This is a genomic window from Sphingobium lactosutens DS20 (assembly GCF_000445105.1).
Classification (GTDB): Bacteria; Pseudomonadota; Alphaproteobacteria; order Sphingomonadales; family Sphingomonadaceae; genus Sphingobium; species Sphingobium lactosutens.
In genome coordinates, this window is sequence record NZ_ATDP01000056.1 from 45,378 (window position 1) to 66,426 (window position 21,049).

Below are 21,049 nucleotides of genomic sequence, written 5' to 3' on the forward strand. Positions count from 1 at the left end.
GCGCGGCGGGCGGCGGCCGATAATGCGGCACCCCCTAGGCCCGGCGCGCGCGCGAGGCAAGCATTATGCGTGGTGTGACGATAGGGCTTTGGCCTAGTCGCCGCGATGATAATCATAGTCGAAGGCGCGCCCCTGCTGCTTGGTCAGGATGGCGCCGATGATGACGCCGCCGGTTCGGCGCAGGCGGTCGACCGCCGTGCGCAGCCCGCCATGATGGTTGCGGCCCCACTCGACCACCATCAGCGTCGCCTGCGCGCGCGTGGCGAGCAAAGGCGTGTCACCAAGGCCCAGAATCGGCGGCGCGTCGATCAGGATCGTGTCATAGCGATCGCGCACCGACGCCAGCAGATCATCGAGCGCGGGGGTGGCCAGCAATTCGGTGGGGTTGGGCGGCACCGCGCCGCACGGCAGCAGCGAAACGCCGGCCACGCCGGTGGCGATGACCGCGTCGGCAGCGTTCGCCTGACCCGTCAGCACTTCGCTGATCCCCTTGCCGGGCGCGACGCGGAACAAGGCGTGCTGGACCGGGCGGCGCATGTCGCCGTCCAGCACCAGAACCGTCTTGTCGAGCGCGGCGAGCGCGCGGGCGAGGGCGTTGAGGGTGAGCGATTTGCCTTCCCCTTCCTGCGCGCTGGTGACGAGAATGGAGCGCGGCAGGCCCCCGGTGGAGGCAAGCAGCAGCGAACGGGCGATGGGGGCGAAGACTTCGGATGGCTGAGGATTGTCGCCCGTCACCGGCACGGCGCCCAGCAGCGGGAGGTCGACCCGCTCCGCCAGCGTTTCGGCCGATGTCACCGCATCGTCGAAGGCGTGGCGCGCGCCCACCAGCAGCAGGCCGAGCGCCAGCCCGCCAAGCGCGGCAAACAGCATCGTTTCCCCGACCTTGGGCGAGAAGGGGTTGTCGGGCGCGACCGCGCGGTCGAGCGGCTGGATGCGCCCTGCCTGAAAGCCGGCTTGCGAGGCCATGTCGCGATAGCGCTGGAGCAGGCTGTCGTGCAGCATGCGATAGGTTTCGACCGAGCGTTCATACATGCCCATCTGCACGCTGCGGCCGCGCGCGGCCTGCGCATCCTTTTCCACATCAGCGATCTCGTCGGCGATCTGCTTTTCGCCGCGGCGGGCAATGTCATAATCCTGCCGCAGCGAGGCGCGGATGCGATTGGCCATTTGTTGCGCCTGATCGTCGAGCGCGGCGAGCCGGGCGCGCGCTTCGCGCATTTCCGGGTGCGCATCCTTGCGGAATTGCCGTTCCTCAACCAGTTCGGCCCGCGCCTGCGCCCGCTGCGCCATCAATTCCTGCATCGCGCCATTACCGAGCACTTCGGGCAGGGTTTCGACCGAAGCGGCGCGCGCGCTTTCCCACCGCTTCTGCGCGGCGATGCGTTCGGCGAGCGCCTGGGCGCGCAGGCTGTTGAGCTGGGCCAGCCTGCTGTCGATTTCGGACCCTGAAGGGGAAGCGGGGCTGTTTGTCGAGGACGCTCCTTCCATGTCCGCGCCGGGCGGGATCGGGGCGCCGTTGCGCGCGGCATAGACCGCCAGTTCGCGCTCGGCCCGTTCCAGGTCGCGCCGTGCGCCGTCCAGTTCGCCCAGCAGGAAGCGCCGCGCCTGAACGCCGGACTGGAAGCCGCGCTTCAGGTCCGATCGGATCAGGCTGTCGGCATAGCCATTGGCGATTCGGGCCGAGAGCGCTGGATCGGCGCTGACGAAATGGATGCGGATGACGCGCGACTTGCCCGGCAGGTCGACTTCCAGATGGTCGCGCAGCAGGGTGATGGTCCGCTCCTCATCGGCCTGGCGCTGGCTCTGGCCGCCGGCGGCAAGTTTCGGGCGGCTGACGCCCATGCCCTGGAAGAAAGCGGGCGTGCCGACCAGCGAAAGGCTGCGCGCGACCTCTTGCGCCAGCGCGCGGCTGCGCAGCACTTCCAGCTGCGTCTGCATCAGCGTTTCGATGTCGTCGGTTCGGGACGGCGTGGGCGCGCCGGAGCCAGCCGCGCCGGCGGGCACATCCTGCACCTCGACCGAGGCGGTGGCGCGATAGTCGGGCGTGGAGAGCAGGATGTAGAGCAGCGCCGCAAGCAGACAGAGCGCCATGGTGACGAACAGGATGACCCGATGCCGGCGCAGCAGCAGCCCATAGTCCCGCATGCCGTGCGTCAACCGCGCGCCAAGGCCCAGGCGTTCCGGGCGGTCGTGCAGAGGGGGCTTCGTGGCGGCCATGGTCAATCTCCATCCAGCGCGATGAAGCCGGCGGCGAGCGCGGGCGCGGCGAGGAGCGCGCCGCCCAGGATCGCCTTGGCGCGCGACAGGCCGACGATCAGCTGATCGCCCGGCAGGATTTCAGGATCGGCCGCTTCGCCCTTGCGAATGGCGGCAAGGTCGAACATCGCCGCCTGCCGCTGCCCGTCGAGCCGGCGGATCACGACGATCTGGCGCATGTCGGCAAGGCGGCTCGGCCCCTTGCCCAGCGCAATCGCCTGCGACAGGGTGAGCCGCCCTTCGACCGGATAGAGGCCCGGTTCGCGGATTTCCCCGTCCAGCGTGATGCGGCGGCCGACCGCTTTCTTGACGAACAGGCTGACCTGCGGCGAGACGAGATAGCGTTCGCCCAGACGCCCGGCGATGACGTCGGCGGCTTCACTGGCGGACAGGCCCGCGACCGGCACCGCGCCGATCAGCGGCATGCGCACCATGCCCTGCGCATCGACGCGCGCATCCTCCAGCGACAGGTCGGGCTCGTGATAAACCTGAATGCGCAGCACGTCGTCGGGGGAAAGGCGATAGTCCATGCCGATAGCGGGCGGCGGAGGCATGATGGCATAGGCCTGCTCCCCGCGCGGGGCGTCCTCGACCGTGGCGCAGGCGGCGACGCTGCCCAGCACCAAGGCGGCGATGATCGCGCGTGGCGCAGGCTGTCGCATCATGCCTTATGTCCCCCGTCGGCCGTTGCTTTCGCACGTGCAATAATGCCGTGCCTGGCGGGGGTTAGCGGCGGGGCAGGGCGATGGCAACCGCGCGCGCGACGGGTTGCGTCTTCGCGGCCCCGGTCAGACCGCGATGCGCCCGCTGTTCGACGCTGCCTGCCGGCGGGGCTGATCGGGCCAGATTCCCCGCGTGTCATAGACAGCCTTGTCGGCGCGTTCGTCGACGGGGACGGATTTAAACATGTCATGATCGACCAGAATGACGAACACGCCACATTGTTCCAGAGCCGTATCGAGATCGATGAGGTCTGCGCCCGTGCCGGCAAATTCCATCGGCAGTTCCTGCGCATAGGGTTCGACCAGCTTGATGCGGCGGCCATAGCGGCGGGCGAGGCGGGCGGCGATCTTCACGGCCGGGCTTTCGCGGAAATCGTCGATATTCGCCTTGAAGGCGAGGCCGAGACAGGCAATGTCCTGACCGGCATGATCGTCGATCAGGTCCGACGCCTTGGCCACGACATAATCGGTCTTGCCGTCATTCACTTCGCGCGCGGTGCGAATGATGCGGGCATTTTCGGGATCGCCATGGACGATGAACCAGGGATCGACCGCGATGCAATGACCGCCCACGCCCGGGCCGGGATTGAGGATGTTGACGCGCGGATGGCGGTTGGCGAGGCGGATCACTTCCCACACGTCAATGTCCATATTCTCGGCGATCACCGACAATTCATTGGCGAAGGCGATGTTGACGTCCCGAAAACTGTTTTCGACCAGCTTGACCATTTCGGCGGCCCGCGCGGTGGTGGTGATACAGGCGCCGCGTACGAACTGGCGGTAGAAGCCCAGCGCCTTGCGCGCGCAACGGGGCGTGATGCCGCCGATGCAGCGATCATTGTCGATCAGCTCCACCAGGATGCGGCCGGGCAACACGCGTTCGGGGCAATAGGCGATGGCGACGTCGCCCTGCGCGCCCATGCCCGGCATTTTGAGGTCGGGCCGCAACTGCGCGAAAATGTCGCGCATTGCTTCGGTCGTGCCGACCGGAGAGGTGGATTCGAGGATGACGGTATCGCCGGCCTTGAGCACCGGGGCGACCGTGCGGGCGGCCTTGAGCACGTAGGAAATGTCGGGCGCGCGGTCCTCCGCCACGGGCGTCGGGACGGCGATGATGAAGACATCGCTTTCCTCCACCGTCAGGCTGGCGCGCAGATTGCCGCGTGCGACGACGCCCTGCACCAGGCCGTCAAGATCGACCTCCTCGATATGGACGCGGCCGGAATTGACGGTTTCCACGACATGGGGCGATACGTCGATGCCCACCACCTGGCACCCGCCGCGCGCGATGAGCGCCGCAGTCGGCAGGCCGATATAGCCCAGGCCGATGACGGAAACCTTCTGCTTGGTGTCGACGGGCATGGAGCGACAAATCCCTTGTTCAGCGGCAATGATTAGCGGCTTTTGGCCGAAATTGCTGAAGAATTCGGTAATGGCGGAATGGGGCGGCCGCGCCGCCCCATCCGTCAGCGCCAGAGCGTCGCCAGCATCGCCATCAGGCCCTGCTCGTCGGCGGCCTGGCGCGGGTGCGGCGCGCCATAGCCGCGACATTCCAGGCAGTCCGCCCGCACGCCCGCGCCCGAAACCAGCCCGCGCACGTCGCTGACCGCCTGTAGCGCCCAGCCGCGCTGGAGCCAGGCCTGACGCGCCAGCATGTCGCGCGGGGCGGTGGCGTCGTCGCTTTCCCGCTCAGCGAGGTCCTGCAACCATTCGGCCCATTTGTCGGGCTGTTTTTCGATGCGGAAGGCGCGGGCCTTGGCCGGGTCGATCTTCGCGCGGCGGGCGGCTTCGGCAATCGCGTCCTCCAGCCCGCCAAAGCGGTCGACCAGGCCCAACTGCCGTGCGGTGCCGCCATCCCAGACGCGGCCCTGCGCAATCTGGTCAATCTGTTCGGGCGTCTTCTTGCGGGATTTGGCGACCAGGCCGACGAAGCGGCGATAGATATCCTCGACCCCCAATTGCATGATCTGGTCGAATTCGGGCGTGGTGCCGCCGACCAGATCGGGCTGGCCCGACAAAGGCGTGGTGCGCACCCCGTCCGTGGTTACGCCCATCTTCGCCAGCGTCCCTTCGAAGCTGGGCAGGATGCCGAAAACGCCGATGGATCCGGTGATGGTATCCGGTTCGGCAAAGATGACGTCGCCTGGCGTCGATACCCAATAGCCGCCGCTGGCCGCGACATTGGCCATCGACACGACGACGGGCAGGCCATCCTCCTTCGCCTGCATGATGGCGCTGCGGATTTTTTCCGACGCCATCACCGAACCGCCCGGCGAATCGACGCGCACGACGAGCGCCTTCAAATTGCCCTTGTCGAGCGCGCTCAGCAGCAGGTCCGAAATCGTGTCGCCCGCAGCGGTGCCGGGGCCAGCTTCACCATCGACGATGTCGCCCGCGACCGTCAGCACGCCGATCTGCCCGTCATTGGCCGGCGCGCGGGCCTTCACATAGGATCGCAAGTCGATGGCGGCAAAGCCGGTCGCATCGCCGGCGGCCGAATCCCCGGCAATATCGGCGACATGATCGGCAAAGGCGGTCGCGTCGCCCAGCTTGTCGACCAGCCCGGCGGCGAGCGAAGCCTTGGCAATATCGCCATTGGTGGCGCGGGCGGCGGCGGCGGGATCGCCGGCATAGGCCGCGACTTTCGCGCGGGGACGCGCCTTGGTCACATCATCCTGCCATTGCTGCCACAGGGCGTCGGCCAGCGCCTGATTGGCCTGGCGCGCTTCGGGCGATTGTTCGGTGCGGATGAAGGGTTCGACGAAGCTCTTATAGGTGCCGACGCGATAGACATGGGTATTGACGCCCAGCTTGTCGATCAGCCCCTTGTAATAGAGGTTGGAGCCGCCCCGGCCCAGCAGCGCCACGCCGCCGAGCGGATCGGTCCAGATTTCGCTGGCGTGGGCGGCAAGCTGATAGCTGTCGTCGCTGTAGAGCGTGGCATAGGCCAGCACGGGCTTTTTCGCCGCCCGCACCGCATCGAGCGCGGCGCCGATGCGGCCGAGCGCGACCTGTCCGCCGCCCATGAACCCGTCGAGGTTGAGCACCACCGCCTTGACCTTCGCATCGCCCTTCGCCGCTTCCAGCGCGGTGACGATGTCGGACAGGCGATATTCCTTCGACTCCGGCGCGCCGCCGCTCAGCAGCGCGGTCGGGCTGATTTCGGCGGGCTGTTCAACCACCGTCCCATTGAGTTCCAGCAGCAGTGCGCCGGTGCTGACCGCCTTTGCCGGCTTGGGCGAATAAGACAGGGCGGTATAGAGCGCGCCGAAGAAGAGCAGCAGGAACAGGAGGACGAGCCCGTCCTTGATCGCGACCAATATGCGCCATGCGCCCTTCACAAATGCCAAGTCGGCTGCTCCTTGAATGTCTGGACCCGCGATCCGTGCCTGTGGCGCTATCGCATCAACGCTCGCGCTGCAATGTGGGGCATGCGTCGCCCGCGACAAGCTTGCACGCGCAATTTTGCCCGTTATGGGAAAGCGCATCATTCGCCGCTATCGTGCAGGAGACGCGCCCATGCCCACCCTCGTCCTTATCCGCCATGGCCAGTCCGCCTGGAACCTGGAAAACCGCTTCACCGGATGGTGGGATGTGGACGTGACCGAAAAGGGCGTGGAAGAAGCGCGCGCGGCGGGTCGCCTGATGGCGGACAAGGGGCTGGATTTCGACCGGTGCTACACTTCGCTCCAGACCCGCGCGATCAAGACGCTGAACCTCGCGCTGGAGGAAATGGGGCGGCTTTGGCTGCCGGTGGAGAAGGACTGGCGGCTTAATGAACGCCATTATGGTGGCCTCACTGGCCTCAACAAGGCAGAGACGGCGGAAAAACATGGCGAGGAGCAGGTGAAGATCTGGCGCCGCAGCTTCGACACTCCGCCGCCTGCGATGGAGGCGGGCAGCGCATTCGACCTGTCGGCCGACCGCCGCTATGCGGGCATCGACGTGCCGATGACAGAAAGCCTGAAGGACACGATCGCGCGCGTTCTGCCCTATTGGAATTCGGTGATCGCGCCGGACCTCAAGGCCGGCAAGCGCGTGCTGATTTCCGCCCATGGCAATTCGCTGCGCGCGCTGGTCAAGCATTTGTCGGGCATTTCCGACGACGAAATCACCGGTCTGGAAATCCCGACCGGCCAGCCGATCGTCTATGAGCTGGCCGACGACCTGACCGCCACCGACCGCTATTATCTGTCGGAGCGTTAAGTCGCGGCGTCCGCAAAGCGCATTGCCCCGTAACGGTACGGCCGCTAAGGGGCTTTGCTTTCCGCGCCATCAGGGGACATCAGCACGGTCATGAGCGCTATCGACGTCGGCATCATCATGGGGTCCCGTTCCGATTGGGAGACGATGCGCCATGCCGCCGAGACGCTGGAGGCATTGGGCGTCGCGCATGAATGCAAGGTGGTGTCGGCGCATCGCACGCCCCAGCGGCTATATGACTATGCCAGTGGCGCGGCGGCGCGGGGGCTGAAGGTCATCATCGCGGGCGCGGGCGGGGCGGCGCATCTGCCCGGCATGGCGGCGGCGATGACGCGCCTGCCGGTGCTGGGCGTGCCGGTCGAATCCAAGGCGCTCAAAGGCATGGATTCGCTGCTGTCCATCGTCCAGATGCCCGGCGGCATTCCGGTCGGCACGCTGGCGATCGGCAAGCCCGGCGCGATCAATGCGGGCCTGCTGGCGGCGGCGATCCTGGCGACCGGGGATGACGCGCTGGCGCAGCGGCTGGACGATTGGCGCGCGCGGCAGACGCAATCCGTCGCCGATACCGTCGAAGACTGACCCAAACCAGAACAGGACCGCCATGACGACCATCCCGCCCGGTTCCACCATCGGCATCCTTGGCGGCGGCCAGCTGGGGCGGATGATCGCCGTTGCCGCCGCGCAGCTGGGCTATCGCACGCATATCTTCGCGCCCGAAGACAGCGGGCCGGCGGCGGACGTATCGCCCAACTGGACGCGCGGCGCTTATGCGGATGCCGCAGCCCTGTCCGCCTTTGCCGACAGCGTCGATGTCGTCACCTATGAGTTTGAGAATATCGACCCGTCCGCCGTCGATACGCTGGCGCGGCACGGGCTGGTGCGGCCGGGCGCGCAGGCGCTGCGCGTGGCGCAGGATCGGTTGGCGGAAAAAAGGTTCGTCTGTGACCTGGGCGGGCTGACCGCGCCCTTCGCCCCGGTCGACAGCCTGGACGATCTGGAGGCAGCGATCGAGACGATCGGCAGCCGCGCGATCCTCAAGACCAATCGCATGGGCTATGATGGCAAGGGGCAGACGCGCCTTTCCGAGCCAGGCGATGCGGTGGGCGCGTGGAATGCGATTGGCCGGCAGAGCGCGATCCTGGAAGGGTTCGTGACCTTTGCCGAGGAATTTTCCGTTATAATGGTGCGCGGCGCGGATGGCGCGGTGCGCTTCTGGGACTCGCCCGCCAATGTCCATGTGGACGGCATATTGTCGACATCGACCGCGCCGGCCGGGCCGCTGATCGAGGGGCAGGTCGATCAGGCGCGCGCGCTGGCCAAGCAGGTTGCCGACGCGCTGGACTATGTCGGCGTGCTGACGCTGGAATTTTTCGCGAGCGCGGACGGCCCGGTCTTCAACGAAATGGCGCCGCGCGTCCATAATAGCGGCCACTGGACCATCGAGGGCGCGGTGACGAGCCAGTTCGAAAATCATGTGCGCGCCATTTGCGGCCTGCCGCTGGGCGACACGGGGCTGGCTGCCCCGCGGATCGAGATGCGCAACCTGATCGGCGACGATGTGGCGGCGTGGGGGGAGATATTGTCCGACCCGGCCAACCATTTGCATCTATATGGCAAGCATGAGGCGCGACCCGGCCGCAAGATGGGGCATGTGACGCGGCTGGTGCTGTGAGCGAAATCACCCTGGTCCTCGCCCGCGCCGACAATGGCGTGATTGGCAGGGATGGCGACTTGCCCTGGCGTTTGCCGGCGGACCTCAAGCATTTCAAGGCGGTCACGGCCGGGCATCCGATGCTGATGGGACGCAGGACGTTCGACAGCCTGCCCGGACTGCTGCCTGGCCGCCGCCATATCGTGCTGACCCGCGACCGGGCGTGGCGGGCCGAGGGGGCGGAGGTCGCGCATGATGTCGAAAGCGCGCTGGCGCTGGCCGACGCAGCCACCGTCATGGTGATCGGGGGCGCGGAGATATATCGGCTGTTCCTGCCGATCGCCGATCGTATCGAACTGACCGAAGTGCATCTGGATGCGGAGGGTGACACCAGCATCGCTTACCCCGATGCGGCGGACTGGCGCGAAGTCGCGCGGGCGGATCATCCTGCGACAGGCGGGCGTCCGGCCTACAGTTTTGTGACCTTTCATCGGCGAACGCTGTGATGATGGGACGGCCCAAGCGGCTCCATTGCCAGTTTTTCGTCCTGTCCCTATAGCGCGGCGCATGGAGCGGCTTTCCAGCAGCGCCCCGGTCCCGCCGCATCTGCGCGGGAGCGTCATGGCGCTCGGCAATTTCGATGGCTTTCATGCCGGGCATCAGGCGGTGGTGGGCCGCGCGATCGCGCGCGCGCGGGCGGAAGGGCGGCCGGCGATCGTCGCGACATTCGATCCGCATCCCATGCGGCTGTTCCGGCCCGATGCGCCCAGCTTTCGCCTGACCACGCTGGACCAGCGAGAGGCCTTGTTCGCCCGCGCCGGCGCGGATGCGATGATGATATTCGACTTCACGCCCGCATTGGCGGCGCTGGAGCCGGCAGACTATGTCCGCCTGCTGATCGAGGATATGGGCGTCGCGGCCGTCGTGACGGGCGAGGATTTCACCTTCGGCCGCGCGCGCAGCGGCACGATCGACAGTTTCGCGGCGCTGGGCCTGCCGGCACAAGCGGTGGGGCCGGTCAGCGACGCGCAGGGCGTCATTTCCTCGACCCGCGTGCGCGAGGCGCTGCGTGCGGGCGATTGCGAGACGGCGAGCCGGCTGCTGACGCGCCCCTTCGCCATTCGGGGCGTGGTGCAGCATGGCGACAAGCTGGGCCGCACTATCGGCTTCCCTACCGCCAATATCGACATGGGGCCATATTTGCGGCCGGCCTATGGCATTTATGCGGTGCGCGGTATACTGCCCGATGGGCGAGTGCTTAACGGCGCGGCGAACCTGGGCATCCGCCCCAGTTTCGATCCGCCCAAGGAATTGCTGGAGCCGCATTTCTTCGACTTTGCCGAAAGCCTCTATGGCCAGGAGGTGGAGGTGCAACTGATCCGCTATTTGCATGGCGAGCGCAAATATGACGGGCTGGACGCGCTGACCGCCGGTATCGCGCAGGACTGCGCCGACGCGCGGCAAATCCTTGCGGGAACGCCCATGCTCGCGTAGGGCACGCTTTCCATTCACCCCGTTCGTCCTGAGTGGCCATTGAGCGAAGTCGAAATGGCGTATCGAAGGACTGGGCCTTGGCGCGAATGCTTCGATACGGGCCTTCGACAAGCTCAGTCCCAACTCAGCACGAACGGTTTTGCGTTTTAGTGCCGGACCCATCATGACCGACCAGCCTGCCCAGAAAACCGAAGACTATAAGTCCACCGTCTTCCTGCCCCAGACCGACTTTCCGATGAAGGCGGGGCTGGCGGCGAAGGAGCCGGCCATCGCGGCGCGGTGGGAGGCGATGGACCTTTATGGCAAGCTGCGTGAGAAGCGCGCGGGGCGCGAACGCTTCATCCTGCATGACGGCCCGCCCTACGCCAATGGCGACATCCATATGGGCCATGCGATGAACAAGGTGCTGAAGGACATCATCGTCCGCAGCCAGTCCTTGCTCGGCAAGGACGCGCCCTATGTGCCCGGCTGGGACTGCCACGGCCTCCCGATCGAATGGAAGATCGAGGAGGAATATCGCAAGAAGAAGCTGAACAAGGACGAGGTGCCCGCCGCCGAGTTCCGCGCCCAGTGCCGCGCCTATGCCGACAAATGGGTCGATGTGCAGCGCGAGCAGTTCAAGCGGCTGGGCATCATGGGCGATTGGGAAGACCCCTATCTCACCATGAAATTCGATGCAGAAGCGACCATCGTCGGCGAACTGCTGAAATTCGCCGAGAGCGGCCAGCTCTATCGCGGCGCCAAGCCGGTGATGTGGTCGCCGGTCGAAAAGACCGCACTGGCCGAGGCGGAAGTCGAATATGAGGATGTCGTGTCGACCCAGATCGACGTGGCGTTCGAGATCGTGGAAGCGCCCCATGCGCCGGAGCTGGTCGGCGCGCATGCGGTGATCTGGACGACGACGCCCTGGACGATCCCGGTGAACCAGGCTTTGGCTTATGGGCCGGAGATTGAATACGCAGTCGTCACCTATCCCAATTGTCGATTTCTGGTGGCGCGGGAGTTGGCCGCAGAATTTATCAACCGCATTGGTAGCGCGCCGCAGGGCGATCCGATTGCCCCCTTCCCGGAAGCGGACATGTGGGATGCAAAGCTCCATATTGTTAAGGGCTCCGATCTTGCCGGGGCAGTCGCCCGCCACCCGATGCACGCGCTTGGCGGCTTCTTCGCCAAGCCCCGCCCCTTCCTCCCCGGCGATTTCGTCACGACCGATGCGGGCACCGGCCTCGTCCACATGGCCCCCGACCATGGTGAGGACGACTTTGCCCTCTGTAAAGCGAACGGTATAAACCCCGTCTTCGCGGTCGAGGGCGACGGCAAGTACCGCGCCGACTGGGCTTGGCTTGGCGGGCAGGGGAGCGTCATCAACCCCAAGTTCGTGAGCAAGGACGGGCCGATCTGCACCGACCTGCGCGAAGCCGGGGCGCTGCTCGCCGCGTCGGACGACTTCAGGCACAGCTATCCGCATAGCTGGCGGTCGAAGGCGAAGATCATCTTCCGCGCGACGCCGCAATGGTTCATTCCGATGGATGCACCCCAGAACGTCATGCCAGCGAAGGCTGGCATCTCAAGCGGCGGCGCACAAACGCCCGAGACCCCAGCCTCCGCTGGGGTGACGGCAATGGGTGGCAACGGCGCCACCCTCCGCGAAATCGCCCTCGACGCGATCGCCCACACCCGCTGGGTGCCCGAGCGGTCGACCAACCGCATCCGCTCGATGGTGGAGGGACGCCCGGACTGGGTCATCTCCCGCCAGCGCGCCTGGGGTGTGCCGATCGCGCTCTATGTCCATCGCAAGAGCGGCGACTATCTGGTCGATCCGGCGGTCAATGCCCGCATCGTCGAAGCCTTCAAGGCCGGCGGCGCAGACGCATGGTTTGGCGCGGACCATCAAGCGCTGCTCGGACCGGACTATGACCTTGCCGATTATGAAGTCGTGAACGACATTCTCGACGTGTGGTTCGACAGCGGTTCGACGCACAGCTTCGTGGTCGAGGGCCGCTATGGCGCGGGAACCCGCGCCGACCTCTATATCGAAGGGTCGGACCAGCATCGCGGCTGGTTCCAGTCGTCGCTGCTGGAAAGCTGCGGCACGCGGGGGCAGGCGCCTTACAAGGCGGTGCTGACCCACGGCTTCGCGCTCGACGGCACGGGCAAGAAAATGTCCAAGAGCCTGGGCAATGTGGTCGATCCGCTCAAGATCATGGGCGAGAGCGGCGCGGACATTTTGCGCGTCTGGGTCGCGAGCACCGATTATTTCGACGATGTGCGCATCGGCAAGGAAGTGCTGGCTGGCGCGTCCGACGCCTATCGCAAATTGCGCAATACATTCCGCTACATGCTCGGCGCTCTTTCCGACTATGATGAAGAGACGGAGGCGGTCAGCTATGCGGAGATGCCGGAACTGGAGCGCTATATGCTCCACCGGCTGGCCACGCTGGACGCGGAACTGCGCGCCGTGGTGGACAAGAGCAAGGGCAGCGATACTTGGCTGGAATTCAGCCGCTACAGCCGGGCAATCTTCGATTTCGCCAACAGCGACCTCAGCGCCTTCTTCTTCGATATCCGCAAGGACTGCCTCTATTGCGATGCGAAGTCGGACCCCAAGCGCCGCGCCTATCGCACCTTGCTCGACACGCTGTTCCACGCACTGGTCCGCTATGTCGCGCCGATCATCCCCTTCACCGCCGAGGAAGTGTGGCAAAGCCGCTTCCCAAGTGACGAGGATAGCGTTCATTTCCTCGAATGGCCTGAAGTTGACGCGCGCTGGATCGACACGGGGTTGGCGGACAAATGGACCGAGCTGCGCGACCAGCGCGAGCAGGTGAACGAGGCGATCGAGCCGCTGCGCCGGGACAAGATCGTCCGGTCCAGCCTGGACGCGGACGTGACCATGGGCGAATTGCTGCCGGTGGGCGACGTCGATTTCGCCGAGGTGGCGATCGTCGCGCGCGTGACCATGGGCGAGGGCGACGGCATCATCGTGCGGCCGAGCGAATGGCATAAATGCGGGCGATGCTGGCGCAAGCTGCCCGAAGTGGCGCACGACGGCGCGCTGTGCGACCGTTGCGCCACGGTGCTGAACGCATGAGCGCGGTCAATCACCGGCCGCTGGGCCTGACGGTCGCGATCGTGACGCTCGCGCTCGACCAGCTGATCAAATATACCGTGACCTATCCGCTTGCGCTGCAAAGCCGGGCGGATGAGGGCATCGACCTGCTGCCGATATTCCGCCTGCGCTGGCTGGAGAATAGGGGCGTGTCGATGGGCTTTTTCCATGCGGATACCGATGCGATGCGCTGGGCGCTGGTGGGCATGACCTTCCTGATCGCAACCTTCGTCGCGATATGGATGTGGCGGGAAAAGGCGCGGCAGGACGTTGCGGCGCTGGGCCTGGTGCTGGGCGGCGCGATCGGCAATATCGTCGATCGGGTGCGGCTGGGCTATGTTATTGATTATGCAGACCTGCATTTCGGCGAATGGCGGCCCTTCCTGATTTTCAACCTGGCGGACGCCGCCATCACCATCGGCGTGCTGATCCTGCTTGCACGGGCGTTGCTGCTGCGCGACAAGGGCGCAAAGACGGAGACTTTGAAGTGAAGCGTAAACTGATCCTCGCTGCCGGCCTGATCGCAACCCTGTCGGCCTGTGGCGGCGGCCGTGGCCTGATGGGGCGCGACCGTCCCGACGAATTCGCCGTGTCGCGTCAGGCGCCTTTGGTCGTGCCGCCCGATTTCGCGCTGGTCCCGCCCGCCCCCGGCACGCCGGCCGCCGCGTCGGTTGACGCCAGCCAGGAAGCGATGCAGGCGATGTTCGGCGGCCCGGCCCAGCGCAGCGCTGCGGAAAGCGGCACGCTGACCCAGGCAGGCCGCGCCGATGCCGCCGCCGGCATCCGATCGCAAGCGGGCGACCCCGATACGCAGGTCGTGAACAAGGGTAACACCACCCGCGACATCATCGCCGCGCCGGAAGGCGACGGGCAGGACGCACGCGCCGCCGTTCCGCAATAAGCGGTCAGCGCGGCTGATAGAGGATCTGCGCCTTGCCGGTCGCCCGGACCGGCAGGTGCAGCCCCTGGCCATAGGCGTGAATCTGGCCGATATCATAGCGGTCGGCCTTGGCACGGATGACGAAGTCGCCTGTCCGTTTGTCGGCGATGGCGCGGCCGATCTTGCCTTTCAACTCCGCAATGTCCTTGGCGAAATTCTGGCCCAAGGCGGCGGCGATCAGGTCGGAAAAGCCCGGCGCCTGGGCGATGGCAAGGGCCGTGTCGCCGCCCGCGCCATCGGTGTCGCCGGTGATGACGGGATCAATGAAATCAATCTTGGGTGAATTGGGCGCGTTGACCGGTCGGGCCGCGAGCCAGATGCGGCCATGGGTGTCCTCACCATCCACGCGGGCGGCGATATCGACGCCGACGGCGATGTGGCCACCGGTCGCGCCATAACAGTCTATGTTGGAGAAATGCGCGCGCACGGGACCGATGCCGGGCAGGGTGAAGGGGCGTCCAGATCGCTTGTCGAGCGCCCGCTGGATCACCGGTTCCAATGTGCGATAGTCGGACGTGACCGGCAGATAGAGATGGAGGCCGTCCTTGATATCGGACCGGTCGAGCGAGGGAAGCGGCGTCGGTGACGGCGGCTTTGGCCGGGGGACGCCGACAAGCGTCTGCGTCACCGCCTCCAGCCCCAGGTCCAGCCGCAGCCTGCGCCCGTCCATGCGATAGCCATTGTAGAAGATGCGCTTGGGGGCGACTCGCATCCAGACCGGCGGGTTGCGTTTGTTGAGTTCCAGGGTCGCAAATGCCTCTTGCCAAAGCGTTTCCGCCTTGGCGCGAAGGTTGAGCTGCGCCAGTTCGCGCGGCAGATCCCGTTCCAGGCGCGCGACGATGGGGCGCAGCTTCTCATCCGCCTCATCGGTGAAGCGGATGCGCTGGCCCAGAAAGTCGATGCCCGGCGGAGTCGTCCAGTCATAATGCAGGTCGATCTTGCCGGTGGGCGTCCAATCCGGTCGGATGTCGAGCCGCATGCGCGCCTGTACGCGCGCGGTTCCGGTCGCGGTTTCTCCTTTCAGCACGCCGGCGACGTCGCGCGCGCTGATCCGGGCATGGACGGGCAGGTCGGCGGTGATGATTTGCCCGTCACCGCGCAAGGTGACTGGCCCGCGGGTGACTTCGCCGATGATGGTACAGCCGATGGGCGGCGTGACGTTCAGTTCCTCGCCGAACACGCGCACTTTCTGCGGCGGGATGCAGCGTGGCTCGCGGCGGTTGATGGTCCAAAGCGTGCGCGGCACGCCCCTTTCAATCGCCTCGCGCAGCGCGTCGGCATCGGCGTCTATGGGGACAGACAGGATGGATGTTTCGCGCGGGGCGGGAACGGGATCGGACGCGCGCTGCGGCGCGAGATCGACAGGGTCTTGTCGACAGGCAGAGGCAAGGAGAAGCAGGGCGAGCGGCGTTCCGCGACGAAAGGACGGCCAAACCGCCCGCAGAACGCTGTGCAATTGCCCCTTCTCCTCTCTTCTGGTCCGCGACGGCGCATGGCCGCCGCGGTGAGATCAGGACAATCGAACGGTGATTTGGTTCCCGACTCGCCGGTGTCAGGCCCGGGCTTCGGCGCCAACGTTGTTATGGCGCAGTGCGGTCAGTACTGTGTCGATGATGGCGTCGGCGTCCAGCCGGGCCATCGCATATTGTTTTTCCGGCTTGTCCTGATCCTGAAACAGGTCGGGCAGGCGCAAAGTACGTAATTTCAGGCCATTGTCGATAAGCCCAAGGTCGCTCGCCAGCGTCAGCACATGCGCGCCAAGGCCGCCGACCGCGCCTTCCTCGATCGTGACGGCGACGTCGTGGGTGGCCAGCAGCTTGCGGATCAGCGCCTCGTCCAGCGGCTTGGCGAAGCGCAGGTCGGCCACGGTAGTGGACAGGCCCTTGGCCTCCAGCGCGTCGGCGGCCTTCAACGCTTCCTCGAGGCGAGTGCCGAGCGAGAGAATCGCGACCTGCCGCCCTTCGCGCACGATGCGCCCCTTGCCGATTTCCAGCGCTTGCGGCTGTTCCGGCAGCGCAATGCCGGTGCCGTTGCCGCGCGGATAGCGCACGGCGATGGGGCCGCCGTCATGAATGGCGCAGGTGTGGACCATATGAACCAGCTCCGCCTCATCCGCCGCGGCCATCACCACCATGTTGGGCAGGGTGGCAAGATAGGTGACGTCGAAGCTGCCGGCATGGGTCGATCCATCCGCGCCGACCAGGCCCGCACGGTCGATGGCGAAGCGGACGGGCAGGTTCTGGATCGCGACGTCATGCACGACCTGGTCATAGGCGCGTTGCAGGAAGGTGGAATAGATGGCGCAGAAGGGGCGCATCCCCTGCGCCGCCAGCCCGGCGGCGAAGGTGACGGCATGTTGTTCGGCGATGCCGACGTCGAAGATGCGATCGGGGAAGGCGACCTGGAACTTGTCCAGCCCCGTGCCCGACGGCATGGCGGCGGTGATGGCGCAGACGGCGGGATCGCGCTGCGCCTCGGCGATCAGCGCCTGGGCAAAGACATTGGTGTAGCTGGGCGGGCCGGGCGGCGCCTTGTCCTGCGTGCCGGTGATGACGTCGAATTTCTGGACGCCATGATATTTGTCCGCCGCGGCCTCTGCCGGGGCATAGCCCTTGCCCTTTTGCGTGACGACATGGACGAGGCACGGCCCTTGCGCCGCGTCGCGGACATTTTCCAGCACCGGGATCAGCTGGTCGAGATTATGGCCGTCGATCGGGCCGACATAATAGAAGCCCAGTTCCTCGAACAAGGTGCCGCCCATTGCCATGCCGCGCGCGAATTCGTCGGTCTTGCGTGCTGCGTTGTGGAGCGGACGGGGCAGCTTGCGCGCCAGTTTCTTGGCAAGGTCGCGCAGGCCAAGGAATTCACGACTGGAAACGAGGCGGGCAAGATAGGCGGACAGGCCGCCGACCGGCGGGGCGATCGACATGTCATTGTCGTTGAGGATGACGACCAGCCGGTTGCCCGCATCGCGCGCATTGTTCATCGCTTCATAGGCCATGCCCGCAGACATGGCGCCGTCGCCGATCACCGCGATCGCCTTGCCCGGCTTGTCCTGCATCTTGTTGGCGATGGCAAAGCCCAGCGCCGCGCTGATGGAGGTGGAGCTGTGCGCCGCGCCGAACGGGTCATAATCGCTTTCCGCGCGCTTGGTGAAGCCGCTGAGTCCGCCGCCCTGCCGCAAGGTGCGGATGCGGTCGCGCCGGCCGGTCAGGATCTTGTGCGGATAGCATTGATGGCCAACGTCCCAGATGAGCTTGTCGTCGGGCGTATCGAACACATAATGGATCGCGGCGGTCAGTTCGACAACGCCCAGCCCCGACCCAAGATGGCCGCCGGTGACGCCGACGGCAGCGATGGTTTCGGCGCGCAGTTCATCGGCCAGCTGTCGCAGCTGTTCGGGTTTCAGCTTGCGCAGGTCGGCCGGCCAGACGACCTGGTCGAGCAGCGGAGTTTCGGGGCGATCAGTCATGATAAGGCATAGTCTCCGCTGCGCATCCGGCCTTGCGCGGGCCGGGCATCCTTGTCGTCATCAGGCCGCGCACTTGGCGCACAGGCCGAGAATTTCGATGACGGGGCGTTCGGGGTGAAATCCATCCTGCTGCGCGATGGCGCGCACCTGGCCCGTCACCTTGTCATCATCGACATGGGTCGCCTGCTTGCAATTGCGGCAGACCATGAAGATGCAGTCATGATGGCAGCCCGGATGGGCATTGGCGATATAGGCGTTGGCGCTTTCCACCCGCATCGCCACGTTGTTGGTCACGAACAGGTCGAGGATGCGATAGACGCTGTTGGGCGCGACGCGCTTTCCGCGCGCCTTCGACACGGTGTCGGCAATGTCATAGGCCGAAGCGGGACGATCCTCCGACGCCAGCGCATCGAAGATGGCGGCGCGCATCGGCGTCCATTGTTCATTCTGCGCCTCCAGCGTCGCGCGGGCGGCATCCGCCAGCTTCGCGCCGGTCGGTTCATGATGATGGTGGTGGTCGGCCATAGGGGTCCAATCTATGCGCAGGCGGCGGATCGGGCAAGGGCGGCGCGTCAGCGCTGCGCGAAGGCCCATGCCGCCCACAGCCAGGCCGCGATCATCAGCGTGCCGCCGATCGGAGTCACGGCGCCCAGCCAGCGCGGTCCGCCCAGCGCCATGATGTAGAGCGAGACGGCGAACACCGCCGCGCCCGCCAGCATCAGCGCAGCCGCGCCGCGCGCCGTGCCCATCACGGCAATCGCCGCGACGGCATGAACCAGCTGATAAAGCCCGCCGGTGCGCAGCCAGTCGGCCGCCTTCGGGTCAGCCACGCCATGTGCCCCGAACGCGCCCGCGCCGATGGCGATTGCCGCAGAAAGACAGGCCAGTACCCCGATCATGCGCCGTCTCCATCCCCGCGACTGAGCAGCCGCATGCCGTTGCCGGGGCGATACATCAGGTCCTTGGCCGCGAGCAAAGTGCCATGTTCGATCTGGAGCGCCATGCGCTGATCGTCATTGTCCCGATATTGACGCTCCACTTCCTCTACCTCCTTGGGCGGAACGCCGAGCACCTCCATCGCCTGCACGCCCATGCAGATGGCCGATTCATAGACTTCGCGCACGACGCCGGCGAGGTTGATGTCCTTGAGCGCCAGCACCTGCCGACGGTCGAAGGCGCGGACCATGATCGCGGCCTGCGGGAAGGCTTCGGCAATGGGTTGGAGCGCGCGCGAATCGAGGCTGGAATCGTCGATGCAGAAGGCGATCAGCCGCGCTTCATCCGCGCCCGATCGGCGCAGCAGGTCGATGCGGGTGCCGTCGCCATAATAGACCTTCATGTCGAACTGGCTCGACACCTCGATCTGCGCGGGCTTTTTGTCGATCAGCACGACGCCAAAGCCATGGCCCATCAGCATCTGGGCGACGGTCTGGCCGAAGCGGCCATAGCCAACGATAATCGCCGATCCGCGCGGCGCATCTTCTGGCCCTGGAAGGTCGTGGCGCTCCTTGTCCCTGGCAAATTCGAAACGGCGGGCGAACAACATCAGGAAGGGCGTTGTCGCCATGGAGAAGGTGACGATCGCGCTGAACAGGCTGGCCGCTTCGGGTGCGATCAGCAACGCATTTTGCGCCTGGGTGAAGAGGACAAAGCCAAATTCACCGCCCTGGCTCAGCAACAGGCCCGCGCCCAGCGCCTGCTGCCATGTCATGCCGAACAGGCGGGCGAGACCGGTGATGATCGCCGCCTTAGTCGCGACCAGGATGGCGGCCATCGACAGGACGAACAGCGGATTGGCGATGACGGCGCCCAGGTCCAGCACCATGCCGACGGCGAGGAAGAAAAGGCCGAGCAGGATGGAACGGAAGGGTTCGACGTCGGCCTCTATCTCGTGCCGATAGGGCGAATCGGCCAGCATGACTCCGGCGATGAAGGCGCCCAGCGCGGTCGACAAGTGCAGCGCGTGCATCAGCGCGGCGGCGGCCAGCACGGTGAACAGGCCCACGGCGACGAACAGTTCGCGCTCGCCCATGCGCCCGACCAGCGAGAGGAGCGGGCGCAGGATGAAGCGGCCGGCCAGCACCAGCCCGGCGATGGCCGCGACGGTATAGCCCGCCATCACCCATCCGGGCGGACCGCCGGCATCGGCCGGATTGCGCGACAGGGCGGCAATGATGGTGATGAGCGGAACGATTGAAAGATCCTGGAACAGCAGGATCGAAAAGACCTTTTCACCGAAGGGCGAATTGATGCGGCCGCTGGACTTGAGGCCCGGCAGCACCTGCGCGGTTGAGGAGAGGGCAAGCGGCAGACCAAGCGCGATCGCCGCGCCCCAGGTAAAGCCGGTCGAATAGAAGATGATCGCGGTCAGCACGCAGCCGCAGGTGACGACCTGCGCCAAGCCGAGCGCGAAAATGTCGCGCTTCAGTCGCCACAGCCGCGCGGGGTGGAGTTCCAGCCCGACCAGGAACAGCAGCAGCACGATGCCGATTTCCGCGATGGCGAGTTTCGATTCGCCGCCACCGACCAGGCCAAGCCCCTGCGGCCCCACCAGAGCGCCTGCGACGAGATAGCCCAGCACCGCGCCAAGCCCGAAGCGGCGGAACAGCATGACAAAAGCGACGGCCGCGCCGAGCAGGATGACGCCTTCGCTCAGCAATATGTCGGTGGCCCCGGTCGTTTCCATCAGGCGTCCGCCATCCGTGCGGCTTCGGCAATCGCTTCAAAGCCCAGGCGAATGGACGCGTGCCGTGCAGGATAGCCGCGCGCAGGCGCCAAAACCGCAAGGCCGGGCCAGAAATCCAGATCCTCGCTCTCGCCCGCCAGATAGGCGGTCAGCCGATCGCGCGCGTCCATCAGTTCATCGGCCGTGAGGCCGATCGCCTGCGCGGCCATCAGCGCGGCCGATGCCTGCCCCAGGGCGCAGGCCTTGACGTCCAGGCCCAGCTGCTCGACCCGTCCATCGGCCATGCGCACGTCCGCCGTCACGCGCGATCCGCAGGTGGCCGACCGCTTTTCCACACTGGCCTGCGGGTCGGCCAGGCGCTGATGATGCGGGATGCTGGCGGCGAGCCGCAATATGTCTGTATTGTAGAGGGGAGCGCTCATGCCGCCGATGTAGGGCAGGAATGCGATTTGCGGAAGGCGCGGATGGGGGCTGCGATGAAATAAGCCGCCGCCATTGTTTCGCGGGGCCGCGCGC

At 66.1% G+C, this 21,049-nt stretch carries 18 protein-coding genes; 8 read left to right on the plus strand and 10 right to left on the minus strand.

What is annotated here, in order from left to right; translation table 11 throughout:
• Window positions 1-93 precede the first annotated feature (93 nt).
• The 4 genes from RLDS_RS31840 to sppA form a co-directional block, all read right to left on the minus strand.
• Window positions 94-2,145: a GumC family protein gene (locus RLDS_RS31840; RefSeq protein ID WP_236616788.1), complete on the minus strand. Its 2,052-nt coding sequence runs from the start codon at window positions 2,143-2,145 to the stop codon at window positions 94-96.
• Window positions 2,146-2,219: 74 nt separating this feature from the next.
• Complete coding sequence (locus RLDS_RS31845; protein ID WP_052034067.1) at window positions 2,220-2,921, minus strand: polysaccharide biosynthesis/export family protein; 702 nt, start codon at window positions 2,919-2,921, stop codon at window positions 2,220-2,222.
• A gap of 123 nt (window positions 2,922-3,044) precedes the next feature.
• Window positions 3,045-4,340, minus strand: a complete 1,296-nt coding sequence (gene wecC, locus RLDS_RS31850) for a UDP-N-acetyl-D-mannosamine dehydrogenase (protein WP_031297373.1) — start codon at window positions 4,338-4,340, stop codon at window positions 3,045-3,047.
• 104 nt (window positions 4,341-4,444) lie between these two features.
• Window positions 4,445-6,328 carry a signal peptide peptidase SppA gene (gene sppA, locus RLDS_RS31855; RefSeq protein ID WP_021224558.1) on the minus strand — a complete coding sequence of 628 codons (1,884 nt, stop codon included), beginning with the start codon at window positions 6,326-6,328 and terminating at the stop codon, window positions 4,445-4,447.
• 169 nt (window positions 6,329-6,497) lie between these two features.
• Here sppA and gpmA point away from each other — a divergent pair, with 169 nt between their 5' ends.
• The 8 genes from gpmA (at window position 6,498) to RLDS_RS31895 (ending at window position 14,336) form a co-directional block, all read left to right on the plus strand.
• The gene (gpmA, locus tag RLDS_RS31860; protein WP_021224559.1) at window positions 6,498-7,184 is read left to right on the plus strand and encodes a 2,3-diphosphoglycerate-dependent phosphoglycerate mutase; all 687 of its coding nucleotides are present in this window, start codon (window positions 6,498-6,500) and stop codon (window positions 7,182-7,184) included.
• A gap of 90 nt (window positions 7,185-7,274) precedes the next feature.
• Window positions 7,275-7,760 (plus strand): 5-(carboxyamino)imidazole ribonucleotide mutase, encoded by a 486-nt coding sequence (purE, locus tag RLDS_RS31865; RefSeq protein ID WP_021224560.1) that lies wholly within the window; start codon window positions 7,275-7,277, stop codon window positions 7,758-7,760.
• Between the two features lie 22 nt (window positions 7,761-7,782).
• Complete coding sequence (locus tag RLDS_RS31870; RefSeq protein ID WP_021224561.1) at window positions 7,783-8,853, plus strand: 5-(carboxyamino)imidazole ribonucleotide synthase; 1,071 nt, start codon at window positions 7,783-7,785, stop codon at window positions 8,851-8,853.
• Entirely contained in the window at window positions 8,850-9,338 is a 489-nt protein-coding gene (locus RLDS_RS31875) for a dihydrofolate reductase (RefSeq protein ID WP_021224562.1), read from the plus strand. Before RLDS_RS31870 ends, RLDS_RS31875 begins: the two co-directional genes overlap by 4 nt.
• A gap of 61 nt (window positions 9,339-9,399) precedes the next feature.
• Window positions 9,400-10,326: a bifunctional riboflavin kinase/FAD synthetase gene (locus RLDS_RS31880; protein ID WP_021224563.1), complete on the plus strand. Its 927-nt coding sequence runs from the start codon at window positions 9,400-9,402 to the stop codon at window positions 10,324-10,326.
• A 163-nt stretch (window positions 10,327-10,489) separates the two neighbouring features.
• Window positions 10,490-13,417: an isoleucine--tRNA ligase gene (gene ileS, locus RLDS_RS31885; protein WP_021224564.1), complete on the plus strand. Its 2,928-nt coding sequence runs from the start codon at window positions 10,490-10,492 to the stop codon at window positions 13,415-13,417.
• On the plus strand, window positions 13,414-13,926 hold the full coding sequence (gene lspA, locus RLDS_RS31890) for a signal peptidase II (RefSeq protein ID WP_021224565.1): 513 nt from the start codon (window positions 13,414-13,416) through the stop codon (window positions 13,924-13,926). Before ileS ends, lspA begins: the two co-directional genes overlap by 4 nt.
• Window positions 13,923-14,336, plus strand: coding sequence for a DUF3035 domain-containing protein (locus RLDS_RS31895; RefSeq protein WP_021224566.1), 414 nt, complete (start codon window positions 13,923-13,925; stop codon window positions 14,334-14,336). The genes lspA and RLDS_RS31895 overlap by 4 nt, the downstream gene beginning before the upstream one ends.
• A 4-nt stretch (window positions 14,337-14,340) precedes the next feature.
• Here the strand turns inward: RLDS_RS31895 and RLDS_RS31900 are convergent, their stop codons facing one another.
• From RLDS_RS31900 to RLDS_RS0127635, 6 genes are all read right to left on the minus strand, one after another.
• On the minus strand, window positions 14,341-15,831 hold the full coding sequence (locus RLDS_RS31900) for a DUF4403 family protein (protein WP_021224567.1): 1,491 nt from the start codon (window positions 15,829-15,831) through the stop codon (window positions 14,341-14,343).
• Between the two features lie 96 nt (window positions 15,832-15,927).
• Window positions 15,928-17,847, minus strand: coding sequence for a 1-deoxy-D-xylulose-5-phosphate synthase (dxs, locus tag RLDS_RS31905; protein ID WP_021224568.1), 1,920 nt, complete (start codon window positions 17,845-17,847; stop codon window positions 15,928-15,930).
• 60 nt (window positions 17,848-17,907) lie between these two features.
• On the minus strand, window positions 17,908-18,372 hold the full coding sequence (locus RLDS_RS31910) for a Fur family transcriptional regulator (RefSeq protein WP_021224569.1): 465 nt from the start codon (window positions 18,370-18,372) through the stop codon (window positions 17,908-17,910).
• Between the two features lie 47 nt (window positions 18,373-18,419).
• Window positions 18,420-18,746: a DUF423 domain-containing protein gene (locus RLDS_RS31915; RefSeq protein ID WP_021224570.1), complete on the minus strand. Its 327-nt coding sequence runs from the start codon at window positions 18,744-18,746 to the stop codon at window positions 18,420-18,422.
• Window positions 18,743-20,533 carry a cation:proton antiporter domain-containing protein gene (locus tag RLDS_RS31920; protein ID WP_021224571.1) on the minus strand — a complete coding sequence of 597 codons (1,791 nt, stop codon included), beginning with the start codon at window positions 20,531-20,533 and terminating at the stop codon, window positions 18,743-18,745. The genes RLDS_RS31915 and RLDS_RS31920 overlap by 4 nt, the downstream gene beginning before the upstream one ends.
• Window positions 20,533-20,955: an iron-sulfur cluster assembly scaffold protein gene (locus RLDS_RS0127635; RefSeq protein WP_031297374.1), complete on the minus strand. Its 423-nt coding sequence runs from the start codon at window positions 20,953-20,955 to the stop codon at window positions 20,533-20,535. The genes RLDS_RS31920 and RLDS_RS0127635 overlap by 1 nt, the downstream gene beginning before the upstream one ends.
• Between the last annotated feature and the right edge of the window lie 94 nt (window positions 20,956-21,049).